This window comes from Haladaptatus sp. DJG-WS-42 (assembly GCF_037198285.1).
GTDB lineage: Archaea > Halobacteriota > Halobacteria > Halobacteriales > Halococcaceae > QDMS2.
Window position 1 is genome coordinate 492,554 of record NZ_CP147243.1, and the last position, 26,412, is coordinate 518,965.

29 protein-coding genes and 1 tRNA gene are annotated in these 26,412 nt (G+C 60.8%); 15 read left to right on the forward strand and 15 right to left on the reverse strand.

Annotated elements, in window-relative coordinates; all coding sequences use genetic code 11:
- Positions 1–40: 40 nt before the first annotated feature.
- On the forward strand, positions 41–1,399 hold the full coding sequence (locus V5N47_RS02725) for a bifunctional metallophosphatase/5'-nucleotidase (RefSeq protein WP_338729313.1): 1,359 nt from the start codon (positions 41–43) through the stop codon (positions 1,397–1,399).
- Positions 1,400–1,437: 38 nt separating this feature from the next.
- A complete protein-coding gene (locus tag V5N47_RS02730; protein ID WP_338729314.1) occupies positions 1,438–1,842 on the forward strand; it encodes a universal stress protein in 405 nt (134 codons plus the stop codon).
- On the opposite strand, the gene V5N47_RS02735 is transcribed toward V5N47_RS02730, so the two are convergent.
- Entirely contained in the window at positions 1,832–2,785 is a 954-nt protein-coding gene (locus V5N47_RS02735; protein WP_338729315.1) for a mechanosensitive ion channel family protein, read from the reverse strand. The two genes, V5N47_RS02730 and V5N47_RS02735, sit on opposite strands and share 11 nt — an antisense overlap.
- 83 nt (positions 2,786–2,868) lie before the next feature.
- Here V5N47_RS02735 and V5N47_RS02740 point away from each other — a divergent pair, with 83 nt between their 5' ends.
- Positions 2,869–3,618: a PAC2 family protein gene (locus V5N47_RS02740; RefSeq protein WP_338729316.1), complete on the forward strand. Its 750-nt coding sequence runs from the start codon at positions 2,869–2,871 to the stop codon at positions 3,616–3,618.
- 1 nt (position 3,619) lies between these two features.
- On the opposite strand, the gene V5N47_RS02745 is transcribed toward V5N47_RS02740, so the two are convergent.
- The gene (locus tag V5N47_RS02745) at positions 3,620–4,102 is read right to left on the reverse strand and encodes a hypothetical protein (RefSeq protein ID WP_338729317.1); all 483 of its coding nucleotides are present in this window, start codon (positions 4,100–4,102) and stop codon (positions 3,620–3,622) included.
- Between the two features lie 137 nt (positions 4,103–4,239).
- Here V5N47_RS02745 and V5N47_RS02750 point away from each other — a divergent pair, with 137 nt between their 5' ends.
- On the forward strand, positions 4,240–4,866 hold the full coding sequence (locus V5N47_RS02750; RefSeq protein WP_338730335.1) for an HAD-IA family hydrolase: 627 nt from the start codon (positions 4,240–4,242) through the stop codon (positions 4,864–4,866).
- Here the strand turns inward: V5N47_RS02750 and V5N47_RS02755 are convergent.
- The 4 genes from V5N47_RS02755 to V5N47_RS02770 are packed head-to-tail and all read right to left on the reverse strand — an operon-like array spanning position 4,863 to position 8,543.
- Complete coding sequence (locus V5N47_RS02755; RefSeq protein WP_338729319.1) at positions 4,863–5,714, reverse strand: translation initiation factor eIF-2B; 852 nt, start codon at positions 5,712–5,714, stop codon at positions 4,863–4,865. The two genes, V5N47_RS02750 and V5N47_RS02755, sit on opposite strands and share 4 nt — an antisense overlap.
- A 49-nt stretch (positions 5,715–5,763) precedes the next feature.
- Positions 5,764–7,224 carry an RtcB family protein gene (locus tag V5N47_RS02760; protein WP_338729320.1) on the reverse strand — a complete coding sequence of 487 codons (1,461 nt, stop codon included), beginning with the start codon at positions 7,222–7,224 and terminating at the stop codon, positions 5,764–5,766.
- A gap of 57 nt (positions 7,225–7,281) precedes the next feature.
- Positions 7,282–7,692 (reverse strand): archease, encoded by a 411-nt coding sequence (locus V5N47_RS02765; protein ID WP_338729321.1) that lies wholly within the window; start codon positions 7,690–7,692, stop codon positions 7,282–7,284.
- A gap of 32 nt (positions 7,693–7,724) precedes the next feature.
- The gene (locus V5N47_RS02770; protein ID WP_338729322.1) at positions 7,725–8,543 is read right to left on the reverse strand and encodes a DUF502 domain-containing protein; all 819 of its coding nucleotides are present in this window, start codon (positions 8,541–8,543) and stop codon (positions 7,725–7,727) included.
- 84 nt (positions 8,544–8,627) lie between these two features.
- On the opposite strand from V5N47_RS02770, the gene V5N47_RS02775 reads away from it, so the two are divergent.
- From V5N47_RS02775 to V5N47_RS02785, 3 genes are read left to right on the forward strand one after another with little or no spacing between them, the layout of a single operon-like run.
- Positions 8,628–9,110, forward strand: coding sequence for an N-acetyltransferase (locus V5N47_RS02775; RefSeq protein WP_338729323.1), 483 nt, complete (start codon positions 8,628–8,630; stop codon positions 9,108–9,110).
- Between the two features lie 39 nt (positions 9,111–9,149).
- A complete protein-coding gene (gene priS, locus V5N47_RS02780) occupies positions 9,150–10,325 on the forward strand; it encodes a DNA primase small subunit PriS (protein ID WP_338729324.1) in 1,176 nt (391 codons plus the stop codon).
- Positions 10,322–11,149, forward strand: coding sequence for a hypothetical protein (locus V5N47_RS02785; RefSeq protein ID WP_338729325.1), 828 nt, complete (start codon positions 10,322–10,324; stop codon positions 11,147–11,149). Before priS ends, V5N47_RS02785 begins: the two co-directional genes overlap by 4 nt.
- On the opposite strand, the gene V5N47_RS02790 is transcribed toward V5N47_RS02785, so the two are convergent.
- Positions 11,146–12,306, reverse strand: coding sequence for a rhodanese-like domain-containing protein (locus V5N47_RS02790; protein WP_338729326.1), 1,161 nt, complete (start codon positions 12,304–12,306; stop codon positions 11,146–11,148). The two genes, V5N47_RS02785 and V5N47_RS02790, sit on opposite strands and share 4 nt — an antisense overlap.
- A gap of 188 nt (positions 12,307–12,494) precedes the next feature.
- Here V5N47_RS02790 and V5N47_RS02795 point away from each other — a divergent pair, with 188 nt between their 5' ends.
- Complete coding sequence (locus V5N47_RS02795) at positions 12,495–12,890, forward strand: helix-turn-helix domain-containing protein (protein WP_338729327.1); 396 nt, start codon at positions 12,495–12,497, stop codon at positions 12,888–12,890.
- Between the two features lie 105 nt (positions 12,891–12,995).
- Here the strand turns inward: V5N47_RS02795 and V5N47_RS02800 are convergent, their stop codons facing one another.
- Positions 12,996–15,263, reverse strand: coding sequence for a CDC48 family AAA ATPase (locus V5N47_RS02800; RefSeq protein WP_338729329.1), 2,268 nt, complete (start codon positions 15,261–15,263; stop codon positions 12,996–12,998).
- Positions 15,260–15,505, reverse strand: coding sequence for a hypothetical protein (locus tag V5N47_RS02805; RefSeq protein ID WP_338729330.1), 246 nt, complete (start codon positions 15,503–15,505; stop codon positions 15,260–15,262). Before V5N47_RS02805 ends, V5N47_RS02800 begins: the two co-directional genes overlap by 4 nt.
- Positions 15,506–15,639: 134 nt before the next feature.
- On the opposite strand from V5N47_RS02805, the gene V5N47_RS02810 reads away from it, so the two are divergent.
- Positions 15,640–16,410 carry an alpha/beta hydrolase gene (locus tag V5N47_RS02810; protein ID WP_338729331.1) on the forward strand — a complete coding sequence of 257 codons (771 nt, stop codon included), beginning with the start codon at positions 15,640–15,642 and terminating at the stop codon, positions 16,408–16,410.
- Here V5N47_RS02810 and panB read toward each other — a convergent pair.
- A complete protein-coding gene (gene panB / locus V5N47_RS02815; RefSeq protein ID WP_338729332.1) occupies positions 16,404–17,219 on the reverse strand; it encodes a 3-methyl-2-oxobutanoate hydroxymethyltransferase in 816 nt (271 codons plus the stop codon). The genes V5N47_RS02810 and panB overlap by 7 nt on opposite strands.
- A gap of 100 nt (positions 17,220–17,319) precedes the next feature.
- On the opposite strand from panB, the gene V5N47_RS02820 reads away from it, so the two are divergent.
- Positions 17,320–17,556 carry a DUF5822 domain-containing protein gene (locus tag V5N47_RS02820; protein WP_338729333.1) on the forward strand — a complete coding sequence of 79 codons (237 nt, stop codon included), beginning with the start codon at positions 17,320–17,322 and terminating at the stop codon, positions 17,554–17,556.
- Here the strand turns inward: V5N47_RS02820 and V5N47_RS02825 are convergent.
- From V5N47_RS02825 to V5N47_RS02840, 4 genes are all read right to left on the reverse strand, one after another.
- Positions 17,529–18,077: an HAD-IA family hydrolase gene (locus V5N47_RS02825; protein ID WP_338729334.1), complete on the reverse strand. Its 549-nt coding sequence runs from the start codon at positions 18,075–18,077 to the stop codon at positions 17,529–17,531. The genes V5N47_RS02820 and V5N47_RS02825 overlap by 28 nt on opposite strands.
- 37 nt (positions 18,078–18,114) lie before the next feature.
- Positions 18,115–18,525: a hypothetical protein gene (locus V5N47_RS02830; protein WP_338729335.1), complete on the reverse strand. Its 411-nt coding sequence runs from the start codon at positions 18,523–18,525 to the stop codon at positions 18,115–18,117.
- 72 nt (positions 18,526–18,597) lie between these two features.
- Positions 18,598–19,725, reverse strand: a complete 1,128-nt coding sequence (locus V5N47_RS02835) for an acyl-CoA dehydrogenase family protein (protein ID WP_338729336.1) — start codon at positions 19,723–19,725, stop codon at positions 18,598–18,600.
- Positions 19,726–19,766: 41 nt separating this feature from the next.
- Positions 19,767–20,276 carry a transcriptional regulator gene (locus V5N47_RS02840; RefSeq protein WP_338729337.1) on the reverse strand — a complete coding sequence of 170 codons (510 nt, stop codon included), beginning with the start codon at positions 20,274–20,276 and terminating at the stop codon, positions 19,767–19,769.
- Between the two features lie 112 nt (positions 20,277–20,388).
- Between V5N47_RS02840 and V5N47_RS02845 the strand changes: the two genes are divergently transcribed.
- From V5N47_RS02845 to V5N47_RS02855, 3 genes are all read left to right on the forward strand, one after another.
- The gene (locus V5N47_RS02845) at positions 20,389–21,468 is read left to right on the forward strand and encodes a hypothetical protein (protein ID WP_338729338.1); all 1,080 of its coding nucleotides are present in this window, start codon (positions 20,389–20,391) and stop codon (positions 21,466–21,468) included.
- A 36-nt stretch (positions 21,469–21,504) separates the two neighbouring features.
- Positions 21,505–22,449 carry a PGF-CTERM sorting domain-containing protein gene (locus tag V5N47_RS02850; RefSeq protein WP_338729339.1) on the forward strand — a complete coding sequence of 315 codons (945 nt, stop codon included), beginning with the start codon at positions 21,505–21,507 and terminating at the stop codon, positions 22,447–22,449.
- Positions 22,450–22,514: 65 nt separating this feature from the next.
- Positions 22,515–23,567, forward strand: coding sequence for a twin-arginine translocation signal domain-containing protein (locus V5N47_RS02855; protein ID WP_338729340.1), 1,053 nt, complete (start codon positions 22,515–22,517; stop codon positions 23,565–23,567).
- Here the strand turns inward: V5N47_RS02855 and V5N47_RS02860 are convergent.
- A complete protein-coding gene (locus tag V5N47_RS02860; RefSeq protein ID WP_338729341.1) occupies positions 23,552–24,796 on the reverse strand; it encodes an FG-GAP-like repeat-containing protein in 1,245 nt (414 codons plus the stop codon). The genes V5N47_RS02855 and V5N47_RS02860 overlap by 16 nt on opposite strands.
- A gap of 172 nt (positions 24,797–24,968) precedes the next feature.
- Here V5N47_RS02860 and V5N47_RS02865 point away from each other — a divergent pair.
- Positions 24,969–25,053 (forward strand) — tRNA-Leu (locus tag V5N47_RS02865).
- A gap of 219 nt (positions 25,054–25,272) precedes the next feature.
- Entirely contained in the window at positions 25,273–26,412 is a 1,140-nt protein-coding gene (locus V5N47_RS02870) for a hypothetical protein (protein ID WP_338729342.1), read from the forward strand.

Genomic DNA, 26,412 nt, shown 5'->3' on the forward strand with positions numbered 1-26,412 from the left:
TCCCGAAGTCGTTATCACAGGCGGCCTACATGCACCGTCAATGACGGTGCGTCTCCTCCACTACTCCGACATCGAGAACATCTACGACGACCCAGAACGCGCGGGGCGACTCGCCGGACTCGTCAACGCACGCAGAGACGAGGACACGCTCGTTCTCGGAACCGGTGACAACACCGCACCGGGCGTGCTCTCGCTCGTTACGGAAGGGAGACAGGCACTCCCCCTGTTTCGCGCAATCGAACCGGACGCAGAGACCTTCGGCAACCACGACTTCGACTACGGCCCCGACGCCACCCGAGACGTGGTTCGCGCCTCGCCCCAGACGTGGGTGAACGCCAACACGTGGGACGGCGACGACCTGTTCGGCGCAGACGTGGGCGTGGTTCCGCACACCGTCGTCACGGTTGGTGACACGCGCATTGGCCTGTTCGGCGTGACAGACCCCGCGACGCCGTCGCTCACGCCGCGGGCCGCCTCGCTCACCTTTTCAGACCCCATCGAAGCCGCCGAGAACGCCGTGTCCGCGCTCGAAGCAAAAGGCGTAGACCACATCGTCGCGCTCTCGCATCTCGGCGGCCGCGACGAGGAACTCGCCGTCTCCGTGGACGTAGATGTGATTCTTGGCGGCCACATCCACACCGAGCGAATCGAACGCATCGACGGGACGCTGCTCACGCGCCCCGGCGTCAACGGCGAGGTACTTCTTGAAGTCGAACTTGGCGAGAAAGCCGTGACCCGCCACGAGGTTGCAGACGGCCCCAAAGACGGCGTGGTGACCGATTCCCTGCGCGACTTGCTGGCTGATGCGGGCGTTCACGAGGTTGTTGGGCACGTAGACGACCCACTCGAACGCTCAGAGCGAACCGCCTTTCGCGGCGAGAGTCGCGTCGGAAACTTCGTCGCAGACGCCTATCGCTGGGCCGGAGACGCGGACGTTGGCCTCCAAAACTCCGGTGGGATTCGCTCTGGGCCAGCGATTGCGGGCGACGTGACGGTGCGCGACCTCATCAGCCTCGTCCCGTTCGATGAAGCCGTTGCGGTCGTGGAACTCACCGGCGACGAATTGAACGCCGTCTTCGAGCAGGCAAACGGCGGCAACGTGGACTTTGGCGAACCACACTGGTGGCACGGCCACGTGAGCGGCGCACAGCTCACCTACGACCACGCAGCAGGCGAGTTGGCGTCCGCAACAGTCAGCGGCGAGCAAATCGACCCGACGGAGACGTACACCCTCGCAACGACCGAGTACCTGCTCCACGCCTCCCACGAGTTTCCCGCGCTCTCTGCTGAGTTGCAGGTCGCTCGCCTCGACACCCAGTACGAGGTGCTCGCAGACTTCGCCCGCACAGAAGGCGTCGCGCCCACGGTCGAGGGAAGAATCAGCAGAACTGGCGTATAAGCAAAAGGTTGAGGCCCCTTGCGTGTGTCTCACCGATAATGACGCTCGTCATCGTTCCTGTCCGGTATCCGCTGACTGAGCACTCTCACGCCACCGTCGAGAAGGCGATTCAGGTGGCAGACGAGCTAGATGCAGACCTCACCGTGTTGCACGTCAATCTCTATCAGGCGAGTCGCCACGTCTCGCGGGCGGACTTGAAAGCCACCGTCGAACGCGAGTTCGGCCGCCTCCCTCGCGCCCGCTACGTCACCCGCGACGGATTCCTTATCGAAGAGACTATCCTCGATGAAGTGGCCGCAGAGGGCGCAGACGTGGTCGTTATCGGTCGCAAACAGGTGAGCCGCTGGCGGCGCATGGTTCGGACGCTCATCGACGACCCGGACATCGAACACTTCCTCAACGAAAAGCTGGATTGTAAAGTGATTACCGCGTCTACTGCTTGAGCCGGTCTTGCGTCGAGACGTTGAGTTCGCCACTCGTCTCGTCGAACACCATGTGCGAGTGGGGGTATGGAATTTTCACGTCGGCGTCTTCGAGCCGTGCCCAGACGTTCTCCTGCACCTTCGACCGAGCGGTGAGCAGTTTGTACGGCTGTTTCACCCAGTAGCGGAGCCGAAGGTTAATTCCGTGGTCCGCGAAGGTTTCGATGTAACACGTTGGCTTCGCCGGATACCGCGCACTCCCGATGCGAATATCTGGACCGCCTTCGATGACTTCATCGACATCAGCGGCCGCTTGCTCCATGATTTGCCGCGCCTGTTTCACGTCGCCCTCGTAGGTGACAGTCATATCGAGGGAGAGCCGCGTCCGCTCGTCCTCTGCGGAGTAATTGATGACGTCGCGGTCGCGAATCTTCCCGTTCGGAATGACGAGAAAGGTGTTGTCGAGCGTGAACACCTTCGTGTAACGAAGGGTGATGTCTTCGACGAAGCCCGTCTGCCCGCGGTCGACGATTTCTATCATGTCGCCAATCTCGTAGGCTTGGTCTGTAAGGACGAACAGCCCGTTTACGATGCTCCCGATGATGGGCGCGAGGATGAAACCAACCGCGGCGGAGAACACCGTGACCGAGAGGGTGAGATCTGATACCTGAAGGCCAAGAATGTAGATGGCGAGCAGCCCAGCAGCCACCATGATGGCCGTCTGCACCGACCGAAGGATGGTTCGGGTGATGCTTGGGCGACGGAATCGGCGGGCGACCCGACGGCTGAGTAGTTGCAACAAGGTGCGCGAAATCACGTAGGCGACGACGAGTACGAAAATCGCGGCGATGACTCTGAAAACGATGGGTGGGATGAATCTGGTGACCCCATCTACGACCGACGTTACCCACGGCGGTGTGGCCGTCTCATTACTTTGGAGGAAAAGCCATCCCAGTCTCGTCATGTTCATTCCGATACTGGCAGGCGAAAAAAGGGTTGCGCACGACTCGCGGTAACGCCTAAGCGACTAGCGCGTGAGTGTTCACCATGGACTACCGCATGCCACCTGCCTTAGAGCGCATGTTCAACGTTACCCAAGACGAGCAGCCAGCGTCGACGCTCATCGCTGGCTTTTCACAGCCCGGCCTCGCGGGGCTGACGGCCGTAGATTACCTCGTCGAGCACTTGGACCTGCGCCAAACTGGCTACATCACGACTGACCAGCTCCCCTCAATTACGCCGTTTAACGAAGGGCGGCCCCGCCACCACACGCGGCTGTTCACCCGAGACGACCTCGACGTGACGTTCCTCGTCGGCGAGCTGTTCGTCCCCGTCTGGGCGGCAGACTCGTTCGCCCAGTCGATTCTCCAGTGGGCAGACGAAAACGGCGTAAGCGAAATCGCCCTGCTCTCTGGCGTTCCGATTCCCCACGGCCCCGACGACCACCGCACCTTCTACATCGCAACCGATGACTACCGGGAGCGACGGCTCACTGACGATGCGGTCACACCGATGGTAAACGGCTATCTCGACGGCGTAAACGGGAGCATCATCGAACGTGGGATGGATTCCTCGCTCGCGGCGTGTGTTTTCACCACGCCCGTCCACGGGCAAGCACCCGATGTGGAAGCAGCACTTCGCCTCTTGGATACCGTGAGTCAGGTGTACGACCTCACCGTCGATACCGAACCGCTCGAATCGTTCGCAAAGGCCGTCCAGCAACACTACGCAGACCTCGCAAACCGCTTAGAACAGGTCGAACAGCAGGCCAAGCCCGAAGACCGGATGTACATGTAGCCTAGAAGAAAATCGGGTACCAGAGGTTGGTGGCAAGCCCCATCCAGAGGCCGTAGACGAGCCCGAACAGGACGTGGACGAGGAAGTATCGAAGCGCCTGCCCTTCGGTGAGTTCGACGTGTATCAGGCCAACGGCAACGGCGATCACTGAGATGCCGTAGAACACCATTCCAAAGACGATGCCCGTAAGCATTGCTTCGGGGAAGGTGTTGTAGTACGCCGGGTTGTGAAAGCGGATGACATTCCAGAGCACCCACGGAAAGCCAGCGGCGAGTGTGGTGCCAATCAGAAACAAGAGGATGATTGGCCCGGCGTACTGCGACCCGAACAGCAAGCGACCGCCGGTGAGGCGATTCCAGAGTTCTGTCGTTGGAAACGGCAACTCACCGCGATAGTTTAAAAAAGAAACCGTCATGACGAGTGTTGCGGCGAACCCGCCTGCCACGGCGACCAGCGTAATTGGCTGTGGCGAAAACATCGGCATACTAGACAGTCTGTGTGAACGCCCATAGTAAGCAACTGCCTTCGTCGCGGTAAGCGGTGAGTAACCGCCACACATCCCCGCCCAGTAGCTATTTCTGCCTGAGTCGTGAGGCGTGACCTGTGCACCCATTTCGTGCTGTGCTGTTCGATATGGACGGCGTAATTGTCGATTCACAGAAGTATTGGTCAGGCTACGAACACGACCGCATCTTCCCACAGGCGGTCTCTGGTGACATTGAGCCGGAAGACATCACGGGGATGAACGTCGAAGACCTCTACGACCATCTCGACGCAAACTACGAGACGAAGCTTTCGAAGGCAGCTTTTCTCGACTGCTACGACGAGACGGCGACGCGCGTCTACCGCGAAGACGCCGCGCTCATGGACGGGTTTCACGACCTCGTCGCCGCGCTCCGCGAACAGGGCATCAAAATCGCGCTCGTCTCCTCCTCACAGCGCAACTGGATTGAGCTGGTACTCGACGAGTTCGATTTAGGTGACGCCTTCGACCGCGTCGTGAGCGCCCAAGATATCGACGCGGCGAGCAAGCCCGCCCCAGACATTTTCCACCACGCAGCAGCGTTGCTCGACGTATCACCAGAAGACTGCGTCGTGGTCGAAGATTCGACCCACGGTGTCGAAGCCGCCGTGACCGCTGGGATGTACTGTATTGGCTATCAAAACGAAGGTAGCGGACAAGACCTCACGAAAGCCGACGAGATAGTACCGTCGCCAGCCGACCTCAGACGGGCGTTACTCGATTAGAACTGTTGGGTGCCGTGGTCGGTGATGACTGACTCGATGAGGCGGATTGGCGTCGCGTCGTAGGCCGGATTTTCGAGTTTGAACCCTTCTGCGGGTTCGAGCATGACCTCACTGCCGGAGCGAATTTCGTTTTCGAACACGAAGCCGTCTTCGATGATTTTCGCTCGTGACCCGACGACGACCACTGGAACGCCGACGTCTGCTGCGGTTGCGGAGATGGGGAACGTCCCGACGCGGTTGTAAAACAGGTCGCCGACAATGCAGTCCATCCCGAAGAACACGGCGTCACACTCAGGGAGGAAGTGGCCACAGGCGCTGTCAACGATAAGGTGTGTTTCGACCCGGTCGATACCCGACAGGACGCGCGCCGTCTTACGACCGAGATAGCGTGGGCGGGCCTCGGTGACGTAAACAGTGAGGTGTTTGCCCTCTTTTGCCGCCTGTTCTACGGCTTCGAGGACGGTCGACGAGTAGTCGTGGGTGAGAATCGTCATCCCATCTTCGAGGTGCGAAGAAGCGTTGGCTGCGGCCCGGTCTTTTGCCTTCTCGACTTGGCTTACGACCTCGTCGATAGCGGCGAGCGTGAGCTTTTTCGCTTCCTCTACTGACTCCGCGTCGCCCGCAGTCACGAGGTCGACAATCTGGCGCTGGGTGTTGTACAGCGAGGCGTGTGAGGGGTTTGCCCGGCGCAATGCGCTACTGTTTCGCTCTAAGTCGCGAATGTACTCCTCTACGGTCACGAACTCTCGCTCTGTGAGGTCAGCGAGGGCTGCTGCGGCCTTCACGGCGACTACCGAGGAGCTGTGCGTCTGCATATCGAGAATCTCCTCGACCGTCTCGTCTATCATACCTCTCGCTTCTCGTTCGGAGCAAAAGAACTTCTGGGTCGTGCGTCTCTCAGCCTTTGATGTTGCAGACCGGAAGCGCCCGCGCAACCTTGTCGCCGATGCCGAGCGCGTCCGAGACGCGGATGACCTCGTCTATGTCCTTGTAGACGCCGGGCGCTTCCTCTGCGACCGTCGCCCCGGACTGGGCTTTGACGTAGATGTGCTGTTGCTCGCGCAGTTCTTCTCTGACCGTCTCGCCCCAGAACTCCTGTTTTGCCTGTGTGCGACTCATGACGCGCCCTGCGCCGTGGGCGGTCGAGCCAAAGGTGAGGCCAAGCGAGTTCTCCCCGCCGCGCAGGATGTAGCTGTGCGTGCCCATCGAGCCGGGGATGATGATTGGCTGACCCACGTCGCGGTAGGCGGGTGGAAGTTCGGGCCGCCCTGCCGGGAACGCCCGCGTCGCCCCTTTCCGGTGGACAAACAGTTCGCGCTGTTCGCCATCGACCTCGTGAACCTCCTTTTTGGCGATGTTGTGGGCCACGTCGTAGAGCAGGTTCATCTCCATCTCCTCCCACGGGCGGTCGAACACGTCTTCGAACACCGTGCGAGTACGGTGCATGATGAGTTGGCGGTTCACCCACGCGAAGTTGATGGCCGCGCACATCGCGCCGTAGTAGTCCTCAGCGAGTTGGCTGCCCGCGGGCGCAGCGGCGAGTTCGCGGTCTGGAAGTTCTGCGAGCAGGCCGCTGTGTTGTTTCTCGATTTTCCGCAAGTAGTCCGTACAGACTTGGTGGCCAAGCCCTCGGGAACCGCAGTGGATGAGGACCACAATCTGGTCTTCAGAGAGGCCGAACGCCTCGCCCACATCCTCGCGGAACACGTCGGTCACGCGCTGGACTTCGAGGAAGTGGTTCCCCGAACCGAGCGAGCCAAGCTGGTTTCGCCCGCGATTTTTCGCTTTCTCAGACACCTTGTCGGGGCGCGCGTCGGGTCGGAAGCCCTCGTCCTCGCAGTGGGCGAGGTCGGCTTCGGTGGCGTAGCCCTGTTCGAGCGCCCACCGCATCCCCTTATCAAGGACTTCGTTAACCGTGGCGACGCTATCTTGGACGACGCCGCCGCCGCCGAGGCCAGAGGGGATGGCGTCGAACAACGCCTCGACGAGTTCCTCCTCGTGACCTTTGAGGTCGTCGTAGGTGAGGTTCGTCGTCATCATTCTGACGCCGCAGTTGATGTCGTAGCCGACCGCGCCGGGCGAGATACAGCCGTCTTCGGTGTCGATTCCGGCGACGCCACCGACCGGGAAGCCGTAGCCCTGATGGCCATCCGGCATACAGATGGCGTGGTTCTGGATACCCGGCAGGTGAGTGGCGTTTTTGAGTTGGGTGAGCGTCAGATCGTCGCTAATCTGGTCAAGGAGGGTCTCGCTTGCGAGCACGCGGGCGGGGACGCGCATGTCGCCGTCTTTGGGAATCTCCCAGACGAACTCGCGGAGCTTGTGAAGCGTGATGTCACCAGCTTCGTAGGTAGTCATAGCTGAACCTACGGCCGCCGGGCGGAATAGGTTTTCATCTGTGGATTCGCGCGACCGTCAGGCGTCGAAGACGACGTAGCCGTCCCAGCCCGCTGACGTTTCCTCGATGCGCATTTCAGAATACGTCACGGCCTTGATGTCGCGGGCGGTCACGTCCGCGAGCGGGACACCGCGCGCACTCGCTTCCACGACCCACTCGCCGTTTTCTTCGCTGACGGTGGTCTCGTTCTCCACGGGGAGCACGAGGCGCACGTCGCGCTCGTAGATGAGGTCATCGAGATAGTCAAAGAGCGCCGCTTCACGACTCTCCGCGCGGACGGTGAAGGAAAATCGCTCGCCTGTCTCCGGAAACTCGTCACACATACAGGCGGTGAGGCCGTCACCGAAGGCGGCAAACAGGGCAGAGAGCGTCTCGCCGGTCGCGGCGACACCCACGTCTGCGGTGTGCTCTTTCAGCTCGAAACTCACGACAGCGCCTCCGCGATGGTCATACCAATTCTTTAGACCGCATCGTCTTTTTCCTCGCGGTTTCCGGGTGCGGCGTCAGGTGCTTCAACGTCAGAGTCGACTTCGTCTTGTTGGACCTTCTCCTGTTGATTGATTCCTGTGAGTCGCGTCAGCTGCTCTGAGGTGAGGGCGGTCCCCTCGCCGCTCGACTCGCCAACGGCAACCCCGCTCGTCACGATGGCACGAACCCCCTCTTCGACGGTCATGTCCACGTCGTGAACCTTCTCAACGGGCAGGTGGACGAGAAAGCCGCCCATCACCGGGTTTGGCGCGAGCGGGAGAAACAGCGTCTGCATATCGTCGTGGCCCGCCGCGGTCTCGATTTCCTCCGGTGTATCGGCGGTGAGAAAGCCAATCGTGTACGCGCCCTCGTGGGGGAACTCGACGATTTTGACCTCCTGGAAGCTCTGTGTGTCGCTCTCGATGAGCACGTCGCTCATCCGACGAAAGCTGTGATAGACGCCACCCACGCCCGGAATCGCCTCTACGAGCGTGTGAAACCGGTCGGCCATGTGCTCGCCGCTCGTCCCCTCAGAGACGATGCCGACAACGAAGATGATGACGACGGTGGCGACGATGGCGGTGGCCTGCACCAGAAAACCCGGCATGTTGATGGTCCAGAAGTAGTTCGCAACCTGGACGAACGGAGCCAAAATGTCAGAGACGAACCGCACGATGAACCCGAGGACGATGAACGTGATGATGAGCGGAATCGTGAGTGCGGCCCCGCTCAGGAAGATTTGCCGAACGCGGAGCTTGAAACTTTGTGCGTGTTCTCGTGGCAAGTCCCCCTCGCCATCACCCGAATTCATTACCGGCTCGTATCACCCCACTGCCGAAAGTGTTGTGGCAAGGGCGGTGGTATTATATCGACTCCGTCGCTATAATCCGTGATAGTGAGCGTCAACATCGAACTGCGCGTCGCCGGGCCTGGCAATGACGCTTTTGCGAAGGAGGCCTGGGAACTAAAAGAACATATCCGGAAAAACGAGGGGTTCCTCCGCCAGCGACGTGGCTTTTTCATGGACGCCTACCGCCGGTCTACGGCGTACCTGCTCGTCGAAGACGGCCCCGTAGAGAAGCTCGTCGCGTTCTGTTCGGTCCGTCGTGACGGCTACATTCTGTTTCTCGCGGTCAATGCCGACTACCGCGGCGAGGGCTTTGCAGAACGGCTCGTCAAAGCCATCGCAGAGGAGTACGGCTCCGTGAGCTGTCACGCGCGAACCACGAACGAACAGGCACTCGGCTTTTACAAACACATTGGCTTCAAAATCGTCCGCGAAGTCACCAACTACTACGAAGACGGCGGTGCGGCCTACTATCTGCGACTTGGCAACAGTTCGATTACGAGCAAGTTCTCTGAGTTCATGCGGCGCTGAAGGGCAAGTCCTTTCTAACCGTACGACGAATCCCGGTCGATGGAAGAGCGCACGCGTGCGTATCTCCGTGGCCGCTTTCGAGACTACTACAGACGCCACGAGATAACGCCACCACCGAACGCCCACGAGCGAGAGTGGGGCTTCATCCCGTGGACCGAGTCGCCGGGCACGACGATGGTTCGCCACCGGTCGCTCCTCGACTTGGGCGACCTCGGTGAATTTCTCCAGCACAAGCGCCCCCGCCACGTCTACTTCTCCGCCGGGCAGTACGCAGACCCGAGTGCGAACTCGATGACGAAAAAGCGCTGGCAAGGTTCAGACCTCGTCTTCGATTTGGACGCAGACCACCTGCCCGCTGTAACCCTAGGCGAGGACTCCTACGCAGAGATGCTCGAAAAGTGTAAGAGTGCACTCATGCGCCTACTCTCGTTTCTCGACGACGACTTCGGCTTTACCGATACACAGGTGGTGTTCTCTGGCGGGCGAGGCTACCACGTCCACGTCAGAGACCCGGGCGTCTTCGACTTAGAGCGCGAGGAACGCCGCGAAATCGTTGACTACGTCCGCGGCATTGGCCTCGACTTTGACGAACTCATCGCCACAGAATCCGTCCAAGGACTCGGCCGTAAAACGCCCGCCGACAAGCGCACGCTGCGCATTCGCGGCGGCTGGGGGAAACGCGCCCACCGCCACCTTATGAGCTACGTCGATGCCGTCCTCGAACAAGACGAAGAGACGGCCTTAGAGCAACTCCAGTCGAGAGACGGTGTGGGCGAGGGTCGCGCGAAGGCGGCACTCACCGCAATGCAGTCGAATCGTGACGCAATCGCGGCTGGAAACATCGACGTCCACCCCGCGTTCTACCGGATTGCGCGTGACGTGATGCGCGAGGTCGTTCCGCTCGACAACGCACCGATTGACGAACCCGTGACCACCGACACGAATCGCCTCATTCGCCTGCCGGGAAGCCTCCACGGCGGGAGTGGCCTGCAGGTGCTTCGCCTCGAACGCGACGAACTCGCCGCGTTCAACCCACTCGAAGCGGCTGTGCCCGAAACGTTCGTGGGTCACGACATCACGGTGGAAGTCACGAACGGCGGGACGGTCGAACTCGGTGGCGATAGTTTTACACTGTCTGAAGGAGATGTTACAGTTCCAGAGTATCTGGGCATCTTCCTGATGGCCAGAGGACGCGCAGAGAAGGGCAAAGAATGAATCTAGACGACCTCCAATCTGTCCGAAGCAAAGAGCGACAAAAGGACAGCCTGCAGCATCTTCGTGCGACCTTTTATGCCGACGCTGCGGAGTTCATTCAGTCGCTGCGCGACGAGCGCGAGGCCGCTGCCGCGCGCGCAGATGACCCCTTCGACTCACCCGACGTTCGACGGCTTTCTGACGACATCAAAACCGCAGAGAGCACCGTCGAAGCCGTCTACGAACGCCGCATTGGTAAACTCGTCAAGATGGCAAGCCTCGACGCTGCGGGCATGCCAGTCGACGACGACGGCCTCACCGCAGAGGAAGAAGGCGTCTACGAGCAACTCGTGACGGCAATCGAGGAAAATCGAGCACACGTCCTGTCGGTGCTTTCGGGCGAAGGCGTCCCGACCAGCACGGACGACGAGCCTGCGGAGGCAGACCCAGCGCCTGAGCCAGCAGACACGCCCGCATCTGGTATCAGCGCCGCCGATATGATGGGCAGCGACGGAACAGCGGACGAGCAGGCGGACACCCAGCCGGTGCCACCTGACGAACCGGCTCCAGACGAGCCAGCGCCCGAGATTCCGCCCGACGAACCTGAACGCCCAGCTCCTGACCAGCCCGAAGCCACGGCTGAAACGGACGTGGCGGACGCAACCGAGGACACAGACGCCGAGCCGGACGACGAGCGCACGACCGTCCGCATCACCAAAGACGTTGGCGAGATTTTCGGTATCGACCAGCGCACCTACGTCCTCTCTGCAGAAGACGTGGTGACGCTGCCATCGGCCAACGCGAAGCCACTCGTTGACCAAGACGCCGCGGAGCCGCTGAACTAAGCCGTTTCTTCTGCCGCACAGTTGTTCGGTCCGAGTTCCAACTCCGTCGCTTCTTGGTCGTCGGAAATTGCTCGCATACCCGTGTTGATGGCGATAACCGTCTCGTAGTTCGGCGGTTTTTCTGGCAAGGTTGCGGTGATTCGGTCGACAAACTCGGCTTCAGGGAGTGTGAGCAGGGACAGGTCGGTGCGCACGGTGTGGATGTCCGTGTAGATGGGGTTGCCCGGGGTGGCATTTGGCGACGAGCCGTCTGCGCTGATGGTGAAGTGACCGGGGAGGACGAGCACGTCGTCCGGTTCTGCGAGCAGCGTCCCGTGGAGCGACTGATACAGGAGTCGCGCACCGTCTGCGGCGTCTGCGTCGCCGAACTGGAGTTCGGTGCGGCCCACAGAGTTCGTAAACAGCGTATCGCCCGTACACACGGCCACGTCGTCTACGAGGTAGTTCACCATCTCTGAGGTGTGGCCAGGGACGGCGACGGCCTTTATCGCCACGTCGCCGACGGTGACGACGTCGTTGCGTCCGAGCGCGTCGTAGTCGTATGTCACGCCGCGGTCGGTCGCACGTTCGCCGAGATGGTAGGTCGCGCCCACGGCGTCTGCGAGTGCGCGGCCGCCGCTCAGGTGGTCTGCGTGGACGTGTGTGTCGAACACGTCCGTTATCTCGACGCCATGGCGCTCTGCGAGCGAGACGAACTCCGCGGTGTGACGGGTCGCATCTATGACCGCCGCCGTCCCCGTGTGTCGGGCGATGATGAGATAGGAAAGACAGCCCTTTGCCCGGCGTTGTACTTGAATGACGGTCACTTTGTCAGAATCGGTCGGAATGGTGACGGTGTCGTACACCGCGCTCCACGCTTTCATGCCGCCTTCGACGAGCGACACGTTCGCGTAGCCGAGGGCGGAGAGTGCGTCTGCGAAGCGGTCAGAGGAGATTCCTTTCGCACAGATGGTGACGATGCGGTCGTCGGTGGTCACGCCGAGTTCGTCGAAAATCTCGTCTTTGGTCACCGGGTCACCTGGTTTGTACGGAAAGTTCTGGGCACCTTCAACGTGCCACGCCGCGAAATTATCCGGTGGGCGAGTGTCGATGAGGGCAAACGAAACGTCGTCGTCTACGAGCCGACGGAGGTCGTCTGCCGTGATGCGGGATACCATACTAGTCCAGACGGACAGGAAGTGGATTAACTATTGCCCGACCAGCCGTGCGGCTTCGGCACACAATCGAAACGGTGGTTTCTGATTCGGACGCTGGGCGAGTGAGCGACGAGAGCGGCGCGAGACCGGAGGGAACCACCAGCATACGAACCATTATTGCTGTTCGACCGAGTAGGTACAGGTAACCGATGGCCGACTCGATGGCAGAACTACTGCGCAAAGACATGGAGTGTGAGGGACTCCTCGAATGTTTCCACGGACTCCGTGAACTCGACCGGGACTGCTTCAGCGTGCTCGCACAGTCAGACGAAGCGTTGACGATCGACGAAATCGCGGACCAAGTCGGGCGAGAGCGCTCTACCGCCTACCGCGCCGTCCAGCGCCTCCTGCAAGCAGGCTTCATCCAGAAAGAACAGGTGAACTACGAACAGGGCGGCTACCACCACGTCTACACCACCGCGGCCGCAGACGAGGTCGCAGACGAACTCCAGCGCCTCCTCAACGACTGGTACGCGAAGATGGGCACGCTCATCCAAGAGTTCCGGACGAAATACGACCGCGAACCGCTCGAAGTGACCGAATAGCGGCTTTTGCTGCGGGTTTTAGTGCGTCGTGAGCGACGGCTGGAGCTGTTGAAACGTCAAAAAAACCAGCTTTCGAAAGCCTTCGGGCGCGCACCCAAGCCGGTGTTATTGGAAGGTGCGGCCGAACTCGCGCTCTTCGGTCTCCGGTTCGCGCTGCTGGAAGCGCTGTTCGATTTCGTCGTAGCGACGCTTCGTTTCCTCGGTGACCGATGCCTGAACTTCCTTCATCGCCTTCTTGAAGTGCGCGCGGGTCACGCGAACGTTGTCAACGCCCGTAGCGATGTCTTCGGGCGAGACACTGCGGATGAACTCGCGGCTCGCGGCCATCGACGCTTCACGCACGAGCGCTTCTAAGTCGGCGCCGACGAAGCCCTCAGTATCTTTCGCGAGTTTATCGAGGTCAACGTCGTCTGCGATTGGCTTGTCCGTGGTGTGGACGTCCAAGATGGCGCGACGCGCGTCCTCGTCCGGGACGGGAACGTGGATGTGGCGGTCTAAACGACCCGGGCGCAACAGCGCAGCGTCGATGAGGTCTGGCCGGTTGGTCGTCGCAATGACGACCACGTCTTCGAGTTCTTCTAACCCGTCGAGTTCGGTCAGGAGCTGTGAGACCATGCGTTCAGAGACGCCGGAGTCACCCATGCGCTGGCCGCGTTCTGAGGCGATGGAGTCGATTTCGTCGAAGAACACCACCGTCGGGGCGTTCTCGCGGGCTTTCGCGAACACTTCGCGGACACCTTTCTCCGACTCACCGACGAACTTGTTGAGCAGTTCGGGGCCTTTGATGGAGATGAAGTTCGACTCGGCCTCGTTTGCGACGGCCTTTGCGAGCAGCGTCTTCCCCGTGCCCGGTGGGCCGTAGAGCAGGACGCCCTTTGCGGCTTCCATGCCCATCGTCTCGAACACCTCGGGGTATTCGAGTGGCCACTGGATGGTCTCGCGGAGGCGCTCTTTCGTGTCTTCTAAGCCACCGACGTTCTCCCACGACACGTCCGGCGCTTCGACGAACACCTCACGGAGCGCGGAGGGCGAGATGCCCTTCAGCGCCTCTTTGAAGTCGGTTTCCGTGACCTGAATCGACTCAAGGACGTCCGCGTCGATCTCGTCGGCTTCGAGGTCGAGGTCGGGACGGATGCGCCGCAGTGCGTTCATCGCGGACTCGCGGGCGAGCGACTCTAAGTCGGCGCCGACGAAGCCGTGGGTGTTCGCGGCGTACATCTCAAGGTCGATTCCCTCAGCCAATGGCATCCCGCGGGTGTGCACCTGCAGAATCTCTTTGCGACCCTGTTTGTCCGGGACCCCGATTTCGATTTCGCGGTCGAACCGTCCGCCGCGGCGCAGTGCCGGGTCGATGGCGTTGATACGGTTGGTCGCGCCGATGACCGTCACCTGCCCGCGCTCGTTCAGCCCGTCCATGAGCGAGAGGAGTTGGGCGACGACGCGGCGTTCTACGTCACCGGAGGTCTCCCCGCGCTTTGGCGCGATGGAGTCGAGTTCGTCGATAAAGACGATGGCCGGTGCGCCCTCTTCTGCGCGTTCGAACACCTCACGGAGTTGTTCTTCGGACTCTCCGTAGTACTTCGACATGATTTCGGGACCCGAGATGGTCTCGAAGGTGGCGTCGATTTCGTTCGCCACGGCCTTTGCGATGAGCGTCTTCCCCGTGCCCGGTGGGCCGTGGAGGAGCACGCCTTTTGGCGGTTCGATGCCGAGTTGCTGGAACAGCTCGGGGTGGCGCATCGGCAGTTCAATCATCTCGCGGACCTGCTCTAACTCCTTGTCGAGGCCGCCGATGTCCTCGTAGGTGATAGAGGGGCCGCCAAGCGGACTGGTTCGTTCCGTGCCGCGAATCTGCTCTGCTGGCTTCTCGCTAATCTCGATTTCCGTCGAGTCGGTGACGACGACCGTACCAGACGGCGTGACGCCCGCGATACGAAGCGGAATCTTCTGATTCGACATGCTCGTCATCGGGCCAAAGCCGAGCGAGAACGGCACCGTCTGGCCTTTGGTGATGGCTTGTCCGGCGAGCTTATCGCGGATGTACGGGCCGATGTTTCCGCGGATACGGAGATTCTGTGGCAGGGCCACCGTCACCTTCGTTGCGGGTTTCACGTCGGCTTTCTCGACGGTCACGCGGTCGTCGATGCCGACGTCTGCTTCCTGGCGGAGGCGGCCGTCGATGCGAATGATGCTTCGCCCTTCGTCCTCGGGGTAGCCGGGCCAGACCCGGGCGACGGCGCGCCCACTGTCTTTCCCTTCGATAACGATGTAATCGCCGTTTTCGAGGTCGAGTTCGGCCATTGCTGCGCGGTCTACGGCGGCCAATCCACGACCGGCGTCTTTCTGTTTTAGGGGTTTGACGGTGAGCTTCATCGGTCTACCTCGATAGTAAGGATGCCATTTTTGATAAACGCTCTTGCCCCGCCCTCCGTGGGTATCTCGATTTCGAGCTGCTCGTCGTCATCCCAGACAACGATTGCGGTGTGGTCGAGGACATCGACCGAGGCACCACCACGCATGCCGAGGTCGGCCGCAAAGACCGTCGTGTCGGCGTAGTCGTAGCGGGTAAACTGCCCCTCATCGCCGCCCGGACTGTCTTGTAGCGTGATTTTCATACTAACCTATAGTTAGTTATCTCTATATTTAACTGTTTCGCTGAGAACCGTTGTACAGCGCAGGGAATCGATTGTGCGGTAGTATTGCGGTTCAGTGTTCTAAACTTATCCGTCGCGCCTGTGTCGTCTCACATATGCACACCGTAACGCACCACGGACGGGAGACAGCGTATCGGCGCACTGACTTCGGCGACGACGGCCCCCCAATCTGCTACGTCCACGGCAGTGGCGGCACCCACCGGGTCTGGGCGGGCATCTACGGACGCCGCTCGAACGCCCGTCCGGCAGTCGCCCTCGACCTGAGCGGCCACGGTGACTCCGACGATTTCGACGCCGAACCCGGCTTTGCAACACTTTCTGCGTACGCAGACGACGTGCTCGCCGTCTGTGAAGAGACCGGCGCAACCGTCCTCGTCGGCAACTCACTCGGCGGCGCAGTCATCATCCACCTGCTGGTCGAACGCGGCTTCGAACCGGAGGCCGTCGTCCTCGCGGGCTCGGGCGCGAAACTCGCCGTGCTCGATGACCTCCTCAATCTCTTCGAGACGGACTTCGAGCGCGCCGTCTCGTTTCTCCACGGCGAGGACATGCTGTTTCACGACACCACGACGAGCGTCACCGACCACTCGAAGGCCACGATGAACGCGGTGGGAAAAGCCGTCACGACGAGGGATTTCCGCACCTGCCACACGTTCGACGAACGAGACGCGCTTGGAACTATCGAGACGAGAACCCTCGCGCTCGTCGGTGAGTACGACCGACTCACACCAGTTTCGTATCACGAATATTTGGTCGAGAACATGCAGAATGCGACACTCGCCATGATAGAAAACGCCGCCCACCTCGCAATGATAGAACAACCAGACGCCTTCGCCACCGCAATCGAGCGCTTTCTCGCTCAGTAGAGGTTGTCGAGGTCTTTCTCGACGTGGCTGTGTTCGGGGCCGGGGAAGCTCCCGTCGCGCACCTCGTCTGCGTACGCAGTAATCGCCTTTTCCATCTCCGCGCGCACGTTACCGAACTGTTTTGCGAACGGTGGTTGCCAGTCGCTCGTGCCGACGACATCATCAACGACGAGCACCTGTCCGTCCGTGTCCGGGCCAGCACCGATGCCGATGGTCGGAATCGCTAACGTTTCAGTCACCTGCGCGGCGAGGTTCGCAGGGACGTGTTCGAGCACAAGCGAGAACGCACCCGCATCCTCGTGCTGTTTGGCGAGTTCGAGAATTTCCGTGGCCGAGTCCCGCGTCGTGCCTTGGCGGGTGTAGCCGCCGAGTTGGTTCACCTGCTGGGGCGTCAACCCGAGGTGTGCCATGACCGGAATCCCGAGTTGCGTGAGTTTGCGCGTCAGTTCGACAGTGTGTGGCCCGCTCTCGATTTTGACGGCTTTCGCCCCCGCTTCCTTGAGCATGCGCCCGGCGTTTTTGATGCTCTCTGCGTCATCTACGCCAAAGCTGAGAAACGGCATGTCCGCCACAACGAGAGCGTTTTCGGTCGCACGGGCGACGGCGGCCGTGTGGCGCACCGTATCGTCAACCGTCACGGGGAGCGTCGAGTCGTAGCCGAGCGAGGTGTTCCCGAGGCTGTCACCGACGAGCAGAATATCGAGGCCCTGTGCATCGGCAATCGCGGCGGTCGGCGCATCGTAGGCCGTCATCATCACAATCCGCGTCTCGCCCGCCATATTGCGGATGTCCTTGACTGTCGTGGGCATATGACAGCAGTGGTCGGGGTGGGATTAAACGTATTCGGTCACCCGCACGCAGTGGCGCAAAACGGCAACCATTAACCACCCGCCACCGCAACGAGAACCTGTGCCAGCACGCGTCGAGACGACCGAGGTCGAGGGAATTGACTACACGTGGGTGATGCAGGTCACGTTCGTCCTCACCATCGCCATCGGCGCGCCCGTCGTCACGCTGCTTTCGATTCCCTACACCCTTCCAACGTGGGGGGCGCGCGCGTCGTTTGCGATTCGCGTCGGCGCAATCATCTGGTTGCTGACGGCGCTTTCAGTCTACACCTACGCGCGGCGCAACGTTTCGACGTAGACGAACCTCGTCCCCGCTCGTGTCGCGGTCTCTGCGTCACTTTTCGAGTCCCCGATGAACACCGTCTCAGCCGGGTCCGCGTCGAGGTCCTCGATGACGGCCAGCAACGGTTCTGGGTGGGGCTTCTGTTCGGGGAGCGAATCGCGCCCGACCATCGCAGAAATACGCTCTGAGAGCCCGTGGGTTTCGAGGGCGATGTGTACCGCAGACGCGCAGTTGAGCGAGCACACCCCAACCGGGATGTTCGCTGGAATTGCGTCGGCCAGAAACAGCCGCGTCGAGTTGCGTGCGCCGGTCCGTTCGTGGTCTGCGATAATCGACTCGACGAGCGCGCCGTTGTCGGTTTCTTTGCCAAGCGAGAGCAGCCCCCAGAGGTCTTCACCGTCCGTTTCAACCCCGCGACTTTCGAGGGCTGCGGTGACGTTTTCTCTGACCGCGTTCCAATCGACGTCGAGCCGGACGAGCGTGCCGTCTAAATCATAAACAATCGCGTTTGCCGACGCGAGCGTGGAGGGGGACATAGAGAGTGTCTGACTGCCGAATAAAAATGGCTTCTGGCTACTGGTTTTTGACTGCCGCCTCGACGCTGGTGACGACACCAGTCACCGCACTCCCCGGGGCCAACCCAATGAACAACCCGTCATCACCGGACAGGAGTCGAATCGCAATCATGTTCCCCATGTAGGTGACGAAGGCTCGAACACCGGCTGGGTCTACGAACAGGTCTTTGAACAGCTCGCGCTCGGTGAAATCTAAGTGAACGTACGAATGGATGGTGTCAAAATGAGCCGTCATCTGCTCGCGGTCCTGATAGAGGGTATCGACAACGTCTGAGACGTACAGAATATTGAACGCCTCTGTGTTGTACTCGACGCCGATGAGTACCTCTGCATCGGAAATCGAAGCCGCCGCTTCGAGTGCGGCCTCGGCGTCGAAATCAACGACGGTAGTTGTGCCCGTGAAGTTCATTCAAACCCCTTCACAGCTATCCGATAAAAGGGTACTGTCAGTGCACGCAGTCAGGAAACGGACGCCGCTCCGCTACCCGAGTAAGTTGCGCGCGATGACCATCTTCTGGATCTCGGAGGTGCCCTCGTAGATGGTTGTAATCTTCGCATCGCGGTACATCCGTTCGACCGGGAAGTCCGTGGTGTAGCCGTAGCCGCCGTGAATCTGGACGGCCTGATTTGCGACCTGTACAGCGTTTTCGCTCGCGAAGTACTTGGCGATACTCGCGGCCATCTGGACGTCTTCACCGGCGTCGTCGCGGCGGGCGGCGTCGCGGGCGAGCAGGCGTGCAGCCTGCACTTTTGTCTGCATATCGGCGAGTTTGTGTTGGATGGTCTGAATCTCGGCGATTGGCTCGCCAAACTGCTCGCGCTCTTGGGCGTAAGAAAGCGCTTCATCAAGGGCTGACTGGCCCACACCGACTGCCTGTGAGGCGATGGCGATGCGCCCGCCGTTTAAAATAGAGAATGCCGCAGAGAGCCCTTTCCCAACCTCAGTCAAGCGGTTCTCTGCAGGGATGTGCACGTCATCGAAGATGAGCCCCGTCGTGTCGCTCGCTCTGAGACCGAGTTTGTCCTCTTTCTTGCCGACTTCGACGCCCGGCGTGTCCTTCGGGACGAGGAACTGGGTGACCGTCCGCGGGTCTTCGCGGTCGGTCTTTGCGAACACGACGGCCACGTCAGAGCGCTGGCCGTTCGTGATCCACTGCTTTTTCCCGTTGAGTACGTACTCGTCGCCAACACGCTTCGCTTCGGTTTCCATCTGCGCGGGGTTCGAGCCTGCGCCCGGCTCTGAGAGACAGAACGCGCCAATCGACTCGCCGCTTGCGAGGCGGGGGAGCCAGTGCTCGCGGTGTGCGTCGCTTCCGAACTCGTCGATACAGGCGTTTACGAGGTACTGGACGGACATCGCCGTCGCCGCCGCGAGCATGCCGTAGGCGACTTCCTCGTTTACGATGCTGTAGGTCATCCGGTCGCCACCAAAGCCGCCATACTCCTCAGGAATGTTGAGGCCGAGTAAATCGAGGTCAGCAAGGCCCTGCCAGACCTCCTCTGGGAACACCTGTTCTCGGTCTGCTTGCTCGGCCGTCGGTCGAATCTCGTTTATCGAAAATTCGCGCACCGCCTCTTTGATGGCCTGTTGTTCGGGCGTGAGTTCCATACCCACAATCTAGAGGGCGGGTCGAAAAACTTGCCCCTTTTTCACTCGGCGAGGGTGAGGTCGAAATGCGCTTCTAAGGCTTCGATGACCGAGCCACCGACGCCTGCGCTCGTCGCCCGTCCCTGTTCGACGGCGAGCAGGTCGTCTTCTGCGAGGTCTAAGTCAGCGGCGAGGTCTTCGACCGTCAAGCCAGCGTCTTGGCGCGCTTCGGTGACGAGGTCTGCGTAGCCTTTCACGAGATACGGAAGCGGGTCGTCGTCGTAGTGAGTGCCCTCTTTCTCCCAGCGGGTGGGGTCGCCTTTGCGCGCGTCCGCCATCCGCGCAACGTTTCTCGCCGCCCGCTTTTTCCGGCTCTCGCGGCGTTCTTCTGGTTCGTTCATCCGCTCTTTGCGTTCGCGTTTCGAATCGCCGTGGGGCGCACAGTCACGGCAGACGAGCAACTCGGCTCCGGCTATCGATTCCGTCCGGAGGTCGCCGGTGGTTTTGCCACAGAGCTCACACGAGTCGCCACCGCCGCCACCGAGGCTACCGCCGGTCGAGTACTTGGCCATGGTCGATTTTAGGGGAATTGACCGTTTAAAACGTGCGCTTCCCTCAGTTTTCTGCGAAGCGTTCGACAATCCAACCAGAACACCTATACAGGGTTGTGACACGTACAATCGCATGCACCGCCGCCATTTCCTCCACCTCGGAGCTATTTCAACGCTCGGTCTCGCTGGGTGTCTCAATCAAGGGACACAAGGTGACGCCGACACCACGACCACTTCGCAAACGACGACTGCGACAACGGCGGCGGCAACAGACGAGGAGAGTCGTGGCGTCTACATTCAGTCGTTCGTCGAGGGGATGTACATGGCCGGGATGGCCGATGCTGGCCCGTACAAAGTCGGCCTGATGTACACCGTCCCCCACGAGTTTTGGAACGTGAATGGAGCCAGCCTCCAAAAAACCGCCATCGAATCGTCCGATTCGGTGCACCTGATGACGACCGTCTGGGACCCAGAAACCGGGATTGTCCTGCCCGAATCAGGCGTCTCAGTCGAACTCGCTGGCCAAGAAGAAGTCATCTATCCGATGCTCTCCCAGCGCATGGGCTTTCACTACGGCGACAACATGCCGCTCGGCGACGACGGCACCTACACCGCAACCGTCTCAGTCGGCGGCATGAACATCCGACGCACCGGCGCGTTCGCAGAGAAATTCGGCGACCCAGCCTCCACCGACATCGAATTCGAGTTCACGAAAGATACTCGCGAGCAGATTTCCGTCACCGAAATCGAAGAGGCGGGCAATCCCGGTTCAGTCAAACCAATGGACATGATGATGCCACTCGGCTTCGCGCCCGAGCGCGACGCGCTCCCCGGCACGCTCCTCGGTGAAGCAAAAAGTGGGGATGCGTTGTTCTACGCGACGCTCCTCTCCGGTGGCGACGTGCCAGCCGGTATCGACGCCGAGAGCTACCTCGCCGTGTCGGCGAGAACACCGTACAACCGGTTTGTCCTTCCGGCGATGGCGCTCAGTGGAACACTTTCACGCGGTGGCGAAGAGGTTTATAGTGGGATGTTCGAGCGAACGCTCGACCCCGACCTCAATTACCACTACGGCGCGGACGTCTCTGGTGTCGAATCCGGCGATACGCTCACGCTCACCGTTGAGACGCCACCACAGGTCGCGCGTCACGAGGGTTACGAGACCGCCTTCCTCGACACGACCCCGTTCGAGGTGACGCTGTCCGGGCAGTGAGGCTTTATTGACGGCGGGTGAACGGAGCGATAATCGATGAAACGGACGAGTCGAGCGGTTGTTGCACTGGCCCTCACGCTTTCACTCCTCGCAGGTGCGACAACGGCGAGCGCCCACGGAAACCACCTGAGTGCAGACAGCCAAGTGTCCGGCGACGGCTCGGTCATGGTCGAACGGCTGTTCGTCGACCAAGCCGCGTACCTCGTGTTGCACGCAGACAACGACGGGAATCCGGGCAAAGTGATTGGGCACAAAGCCGTCTCTCGCGGCTTTCACGCACCGATTTCGGTGGAGATGAGCGACGAGTTCTGGAACGACATGGCGGGCAACGAAACCGTCTGGGCAGTGCTCCACGAGGACAACGGCGACGGCGAGTTCAACCCGAAAAGTGACGGGGAACTCCAAGCCTTCGGTGGGGCCGCAGCCACGCCAATCACGGTGCGAAAAGGCGCAGGTTCCGTCTCCGTCGCCGCCGCCGGGTTCAGCGTGAAAGAGACGCAGGTGAACAACGTGACAATTCCGCAGGTCACGACCAGCCAATCGAGTTTCCTCGTCCTCAGAACCAACACGAACGGTGCGCCCGGTGAAATCGTCGGCCACGCACCGCTCGCGGCAGGAACAGAGACCAACGTCCCCGTCATCATCAATGAAACCTACTTCGACGCCCAGCAAGCCCAGTTCCTCCTCTGGGCAACCGTGTACGAAGACAACGGCGACGGCGAGTTCGACCCCGCGACCGACAAACTCGTCACAGCCGGTGGCGTGCCGGTCGCATCGCTGTTCACCGTCGCAAAACCGCTCGGAGACAACTCGGGCGACGGCGGATTGGTGAACACACCGTCACAGACGGCCACCCAAACCACGACGGACGCCGAACCAACGCAGACACCCACAACGACAGAGGGCCCCGGATTTGGCGTGCTGGCGGCGCTCGTCGCGCTCTCCGGGTTCGTCTGCATCCGACTCGGCCGCCGCGTGTGACACTGTCCCAGTTTCGATGACTGAACCAGAAACGTCTTTTTTAACCCTCTTATATACTCACAGCAATGAATCGGCGCACGTTTCTTCGAGCCAGTGCCCTCACCGGCGCAGCCTCGCTCGCTGGCTGTACCGGGTTGTTCGAGAGTCAATCAGTTCGCGAACCACCGCTCGCAGACTTCCGACCAAACGCCGTCTACCTCCCGACTCACGCAGAGGGGATGGAGATGGCAGGCATGGGAAAGGGCGGAGACTACCAGTTCGGGCTGATGTACAGCTACCCACACCGATTCTGGAACATGAACGAGCGTGCAACCCAGAAGACGAGCGTCACCGCAGAAGACACCGTCCACCTGATGGCAGTCGTCTGGGACCCAGAAACGGGCACCGTCCTCCCCGAAACCGGCCTGTCGGTCGAACTCGACGGCGAGGAAGAAGTCATCTATCCGATGCTCTCTCAGCAGATGGGCTTTCACTACGGCGACAACATGCCGCTCGGCGAAGACGGCACCTACACCGCAACCGTCTCAGTCGGCGGCATGAACATCCGACGCACCGGCGCGTTCGCAGAGAAATTCGGCGACCCAGCCTCCACTGACATCGAATTCGAGTTCAGTCAAGAAACCCTCGAAGCCCTCCCGTATCGCCTGCTCGAAGACGAAGCCGGGAACAAAGGTGCGCTTGAACCCATGCAGATGGGAATGATGCCAAGCGCCACCGCGCCAGCGAAAGACGCCTTACCCGGTGCGTTCATCGGCGAGGCCACGAGCGGCGATGCGCTGTTCTACGCGACGCTCCTCTCCGGTGGCGACGTGCCAGCCGGTATTGACGCCGAGAGCTATCTCGCGCTCTCTGCACGTACGCCGTACAACCAGATGGTGCTCCCGTCGATGGGGCTCTCCGGGTCGCTCGCAAGTGGTGGTGAAATCGTCTCCGAACTCACCTTCGTCCGTACCTTAGACCCCGACCTGAACTACCACTACGGCGCGGCACTCGACGGAGCTGCGTCGTGGGACGAACTCAGTATCACAGTGGACATCGTCCCACAGGTCGCTCGCCACGAGGGCTACGAAACCGCCTTCCTCGACATGGAACCGATGACGATTCAGCGCTCGTCGTAAGTGTAGGCAAATACCCGGCCGTCGCCGTACATCACGTAGATTTCTGCCGCCCCGTCACCGTCCGTGTCCGCGAGCGCCGGGTGCGTGAAAATTTGGACGTCGCGCTGGCTGGTCGCAAGCACGGCGCCGGTTTTCGGGTCGACGACCGAAACGATGCCGTCGTTCGACACTGCGACGAGTTCGTCCTCGCCGTCGCCGTCCACGTCGCCGAGTTTCGGCGGCGGCATCATCTGTACCGACTCGGTGGTGAGCGTTGTCTCCCACTCGATGTCGCCGGTAGCGGCGTCGATGCTCCGCAGGTTGCCGTCTTTGGCCGTCGCGTACACCTCTGTGTCGCCGTCGCCATCACCGTCACCGAAGGCGTGTACCGCCGCGAGTTGACCGAAGTTGTGTTCCCACTGCACCGCGCCGGCTGCGCCATCGACCATGCCCACATCACCCCCGACCGTCGCCACGACGATTTCGTGTTGGGCGTCGTCGTCTGCCTGCCCGGCGGTCATCCACGTGATGGAGCCGTCGAATGGCGAAATCGTCCACTGTTCGGTGCCGTCTGCTTCGTATAGCCGAATTTCGCCGCTCGACAAGCTGAGCGCGACTTCGGCTTGCCCGTCGCCGTCGAAGTCAGAGACGGCAGGCTGGCCCCACACGTACGTCGAGAGGTTGTCTGTCCACAGGGCGGTGCCGTCGGGGCGAATCACGGCGACCGTCCCTTTGATGTCAACGACGACGATTTCTGCCGTTCCGTCGCCGGTCACGTCTGCGACGACTGGTTGCGTGTAGCCATACGAACTGAGTTCGTAGCGCAGTTCCTCTTCGCCCGTGAGCGGGTCGAACGCGATAACGGCCTGCTCGGTGGTCGCTGCGATGACCTCGCGAGTGCCATCGCCGTCGTAATCAGCGAGCGCGGGGTCTGCAACCGAGTGAATCTCACAGCCGTCTTCGGGAATCTGATGTGTCCACCGCGTCTCTCCCGTGCTCCCAGAGAGGGCGACAAGCGCACACCCCTCCGGGTCGGTGGGGCCGCTCACCGGCGCGTACACCCACGGTTGGCCGTGGATTCGTCCCGCGGCGGGCGCGTGGTGGTTCGATTGGACGGAGCGCCCGGTGTCAGAGACCCACTGCTCGGTGAGCGTGCCACTCGGATTCAAGACGTTCGTCGCGCCGAGGGCGGCGAGGCTCCCGAGGGTCACCACGAGGAGGGCGAGGGCGAGGGCCGTCCGGGGTCGCATACGTGAAGGTGGCAACTCAGGAGAGAAAAGCCCTTCTCGTTCGTGAGCGAGCCGAATTTGAGCGGGCAATCACGCCGCCGTCTGCCATGTGAGCGCCTCCCGACCACGGCGGGAAATGAACACCCTTTTATTTACCCCCGAGAAAGCAAAGATTGCTTACAAAGAACGGCTTGCGTGGGTAGCCAAGCCAGGCCAACGGCGCAGCGTTGAGGGCGCTGTCCTGTAGAGGTCCGCCGGTTCAAATCCGGTCCCACGCACTGCTACGGCACGTTCATCCGTGCCTTCAGTGCGGGTGCTCGTCTCAGAGACAGCACCCACGCACAAACTTACTGACGACGTAATAACCGAGAGCCGATGGTCTCGACTGATAGTCCAGTCGAGGTTCGTGGGAGAGCCAACGGCTCGCAAAGCAAACATCGTCCCGAAAGTCCGTAGTGACAGGTAAATTTACATATACTGTGTAGACACATGTTGTCATGGCGCGGACGGGTGACACGGGCAATGGACTCTGGATAAGATGGTTTGCGCGAAAAACGAAGTGTGACAGAGTAGCAACAAGGTTGTTCGGTGAAACAACGTACGGGCCGTTTCTGTTCATCCTCTTGATCGTGCTTCTCGATGGGCCGCTGCTCTCTCTCGTGGGGGCGATACAGACCAGCGAGGTTTTACTCGCCGAAAATCCGGGTGAGTGGGTGTTGTTGCTGGCGTGGCCGTTCGTCGTGTGGCTCATCCTTCGACTCGAAACGCGGTATGCGGACACGGTCGCCGAACTTCCCGAGACCGAACGTGACCTGCTCACCGGGCCTGCTCCAACGCGAAATCGCGTGCTCGCTTTTCTCGGCGTTCCGGTCAGCGCCTCATCAAAAGCAGAGGCGAATCTCGATACCATCGCTCCCTCGAAAGTGAAAATCGGTGCACTCACCTGCGGGTTGTTGTTTCACGGATCGTGGTTGTTATTCGACCCCGGAGCGGGCCAATTCGTCACCGAGACGGCTGGGCCACTGGTTGCGACGGTCAAATTCTACGGCATTTACCCGCTTATCTACTATCCTCTCGGCGCGGAATTTCTCGCGCTCTATCTCGGCATTCACGTGATTCTCCCGTTCAAGATTCGACAGGCGCGACTGTTCGATTTCTCAGACCCGCAGGGCTTTGCGGGCCTCGAACCCGCGGGCGAGCTCGTGAAAAGTACCTCGAACTACTTCTTGCTGCTCGTAACGATCTTCGCCGTCTTCCAGACAGTTGCGCGCGGAACGGGGCTTTCGAACGCATTTCCGACCACCCTCATCGTCGCCGGAATGGGCGTCGGACTCGTACTCTTTTTCGCCCCCGTGTTCTGGCTCAACGCCTACATGCAGGAGGCAAAACGCCAGAAAATCGAGGCCATCGCAACGCAGATTCGCGCTTCCGGCCCGGACGACGAGATGTTCCCGTACAAGAAACTCGGAACCCCCGAGAATGCAGGCGAGTACACTCACCGCTTCATTCAACTCCAGCGGGTTGAGCATACGAACGAGTATCCGGTCGACTTCTCGATTCTACAAGAGTTCCTGCTCGCGTTGGTGTTGCCCTACGCGCTTTCAAAACTGTTCGACATCGCGCTGACCTCGGTGTGA

What these genes read in the sequence shown, in the direction of transcription:
- V5N47_RS02725 (WP_338729313.1), top strand. Translation starts at nt 41, where the DNA reads ATGACGGTGCGTCTCCTCCACTACTCCGACATCGAGAACATCTACGAC.
- V5N47_RS02730 (WP_338729314.1), top strand. Translation starts at nt 1,438, where the DNA reads ATGACGCTCGTCATCGTTCCTGTCCGGTATCCGCTGACTGAGCACTCT.
- V5N47_RS02735 (WP_338729315.1), bottom strand. Translation starts at nt 2,785, where the DNA reads ATGACGAGACTGGGATGGCTTTTCCTCCAAAGTAATGAGACGGCCACA.
- V5N47_RS02740 (WP_338729316.1), top strand. Translation starts at nt 2,869, where the DNA reads ATGGACTACCGCATGCCACCTGCCTTAGAGCGCATGTTCAACGTTACC.
- V5N47_RS02745 (WP_338729317.1), bottom strand. Translation starts at nt 4,102, where the DNA reads ATGCCGATGTTTTCGCCACAGCCAATTACGCTGGTCGCCGTGGCAGGC.
- V5N47_RS02755 (WP_338729319.1), bottom strand. Translation starts at nt 5,714, where the DNA reads ATGATAGACGAGACGGTCGAGGAGATTCTCGATATGCAGACGCACAGC.
- V5N47_RS02760 (WP_338729320.1), bottom strand. Translation starts at nt 7,224, where the DNA reads ATGACTACCTACGAAGCTGGTGACATCACGCTTCACAAGCTCCGCGAG.
- V5N47_RS02770 (WP_338729322.1), bottom strand. Translation starts at nt 8,543, where the DNA reads ATGAATTCGGGTGATGGCGAGGGGGACTTGCCACGAGAACACGCACAA.
- priS (WP_338729324.1), top strand. Translation starts at nt 9,150, where the DNA reads ATGGAAGAGCGCACGCGTGCGTATCTCCGTGGCCGCTTTCGAGACTAC.
- V5N47_RS02785 (WP_338729325.1), top strand. Translation starts at nt 10,322, where the DNA reads ATGAATCTAGACGACCTCCAATCTGTCCGAAGCAAAGAGCGACAAAAG.
- V5N47_RS02790 (WP_338729326.1), bottom strand. Translation starts at nt 12,306, where the DNA reads ATGGTATCCCGCATCACGGCAGACGACCTCCGTCGGCTCGTAGACGAC.
- V5N47_RS02795 (WP_338729327.1), top strand. Translation starts at nt 12,495, where the DNA reads ATGGCCGACTCGATGGCAGAACTACTGCGCAAAGACATGGAGTGTGAG.
- V5N47_RS02800 (WP_338729329.1), bottom strand. Translation starts at nt 15,263, where the DNA reads ATGAAGCTCACCGTCAAACCCCTAAAACAGAAAGACGCCGGTCGTGGA.
- V5N47_RS02805 (WP_338729330.1), bottom strand. Translation starts at nt 15,505, where the DNA reads ATGAAAATCACGCTACAAGACAGTCCGGGCGGCGATGAGGGGCAGTTT.
- V5N47_RS02810 (WP_338729331.1), top strand. Translation starts at nt 15,640, where the DNA reads ATGCACACCGTAACGCACCACGGACGGGAGACAGCGTATCGGCGCACT.
- panB (WP_338729332.1), bottom strand. Translation starts at nt 17,219, where the DNA reads ATGCCCACGACAGTCAAGGACATCCGCAATATGGCGGGCGAGACGCGG.
- V5N47_RS02825 (WP_338729334.1), bottom strand. Translation starts at nt 18,077, where the DNA reads ATGTCCCCCTCCACGCTCGCGTCGGCAAACGCGATTGTTTATGATTTA.
- V5N47_RS02830 (WP_338729335.1), bottom strand. Translation starts at nt 18,525, where the DNA reads ATGAACTTCACGGGCACAACTACCGTCGTTGATTTCGACGCCGAGGCC.
- V5N47_RS02835 (WP_338729336.1), bottom strand. Translation starts at nt 19,725, where the DNA reads ATGGAACTCACGCCCGAACAACAGGCCATCAAAGAGGCGGTGCGCGAA.
- V5N47_RS02840 (WP_338729337.1), bottom strand. Translation starts at nt 20,276, where the DNA reads ATGGCCAAGTACTCGACCGGCGGTAGCCTCGGTGGCGGCGGTGGCGAC.
- V5N47_RS02845 (WP_338729338.1), top strand. Translation starts at nt 20,389, where the DNA reads ATGCACCGCCGCCATTTCCTCCACCTCGGAGCTATTTCAACGCTCGGT.
- V5N47_RS02850 (WP_338729339.1), top strand. Translation starts at nt 21,505, where the DNA reads ATGAAACGGACGAGTCGAGCGGTTGTTGCACTGGCCCTCACGCTTTCA.
- V5N47_RS02855 (WP_338729340.1), top strand. Translation starts at nt 22,515, where the DNA reads ATGAATCGGCGCACGTTTCTTCGAGCCAGTGCCCTCACCGGCGCAGCC.
- V5N47_RS02860 (WP_338729341.1), bottom strand. Translation starts at nt 24,796, where the DNA reads ATGCGACCCCGGACGGCCCTCGCCCTCGCCCTCCTCGTGGTGACCCTC.
- V5N47_RS02870 (WP_338729342.1), top strand. Translation starts at nt 25,273, where the DNA reads ATGGCGCGGACGGGTGACACGGGCAATGGACTCTGGATAAGATGGTTT.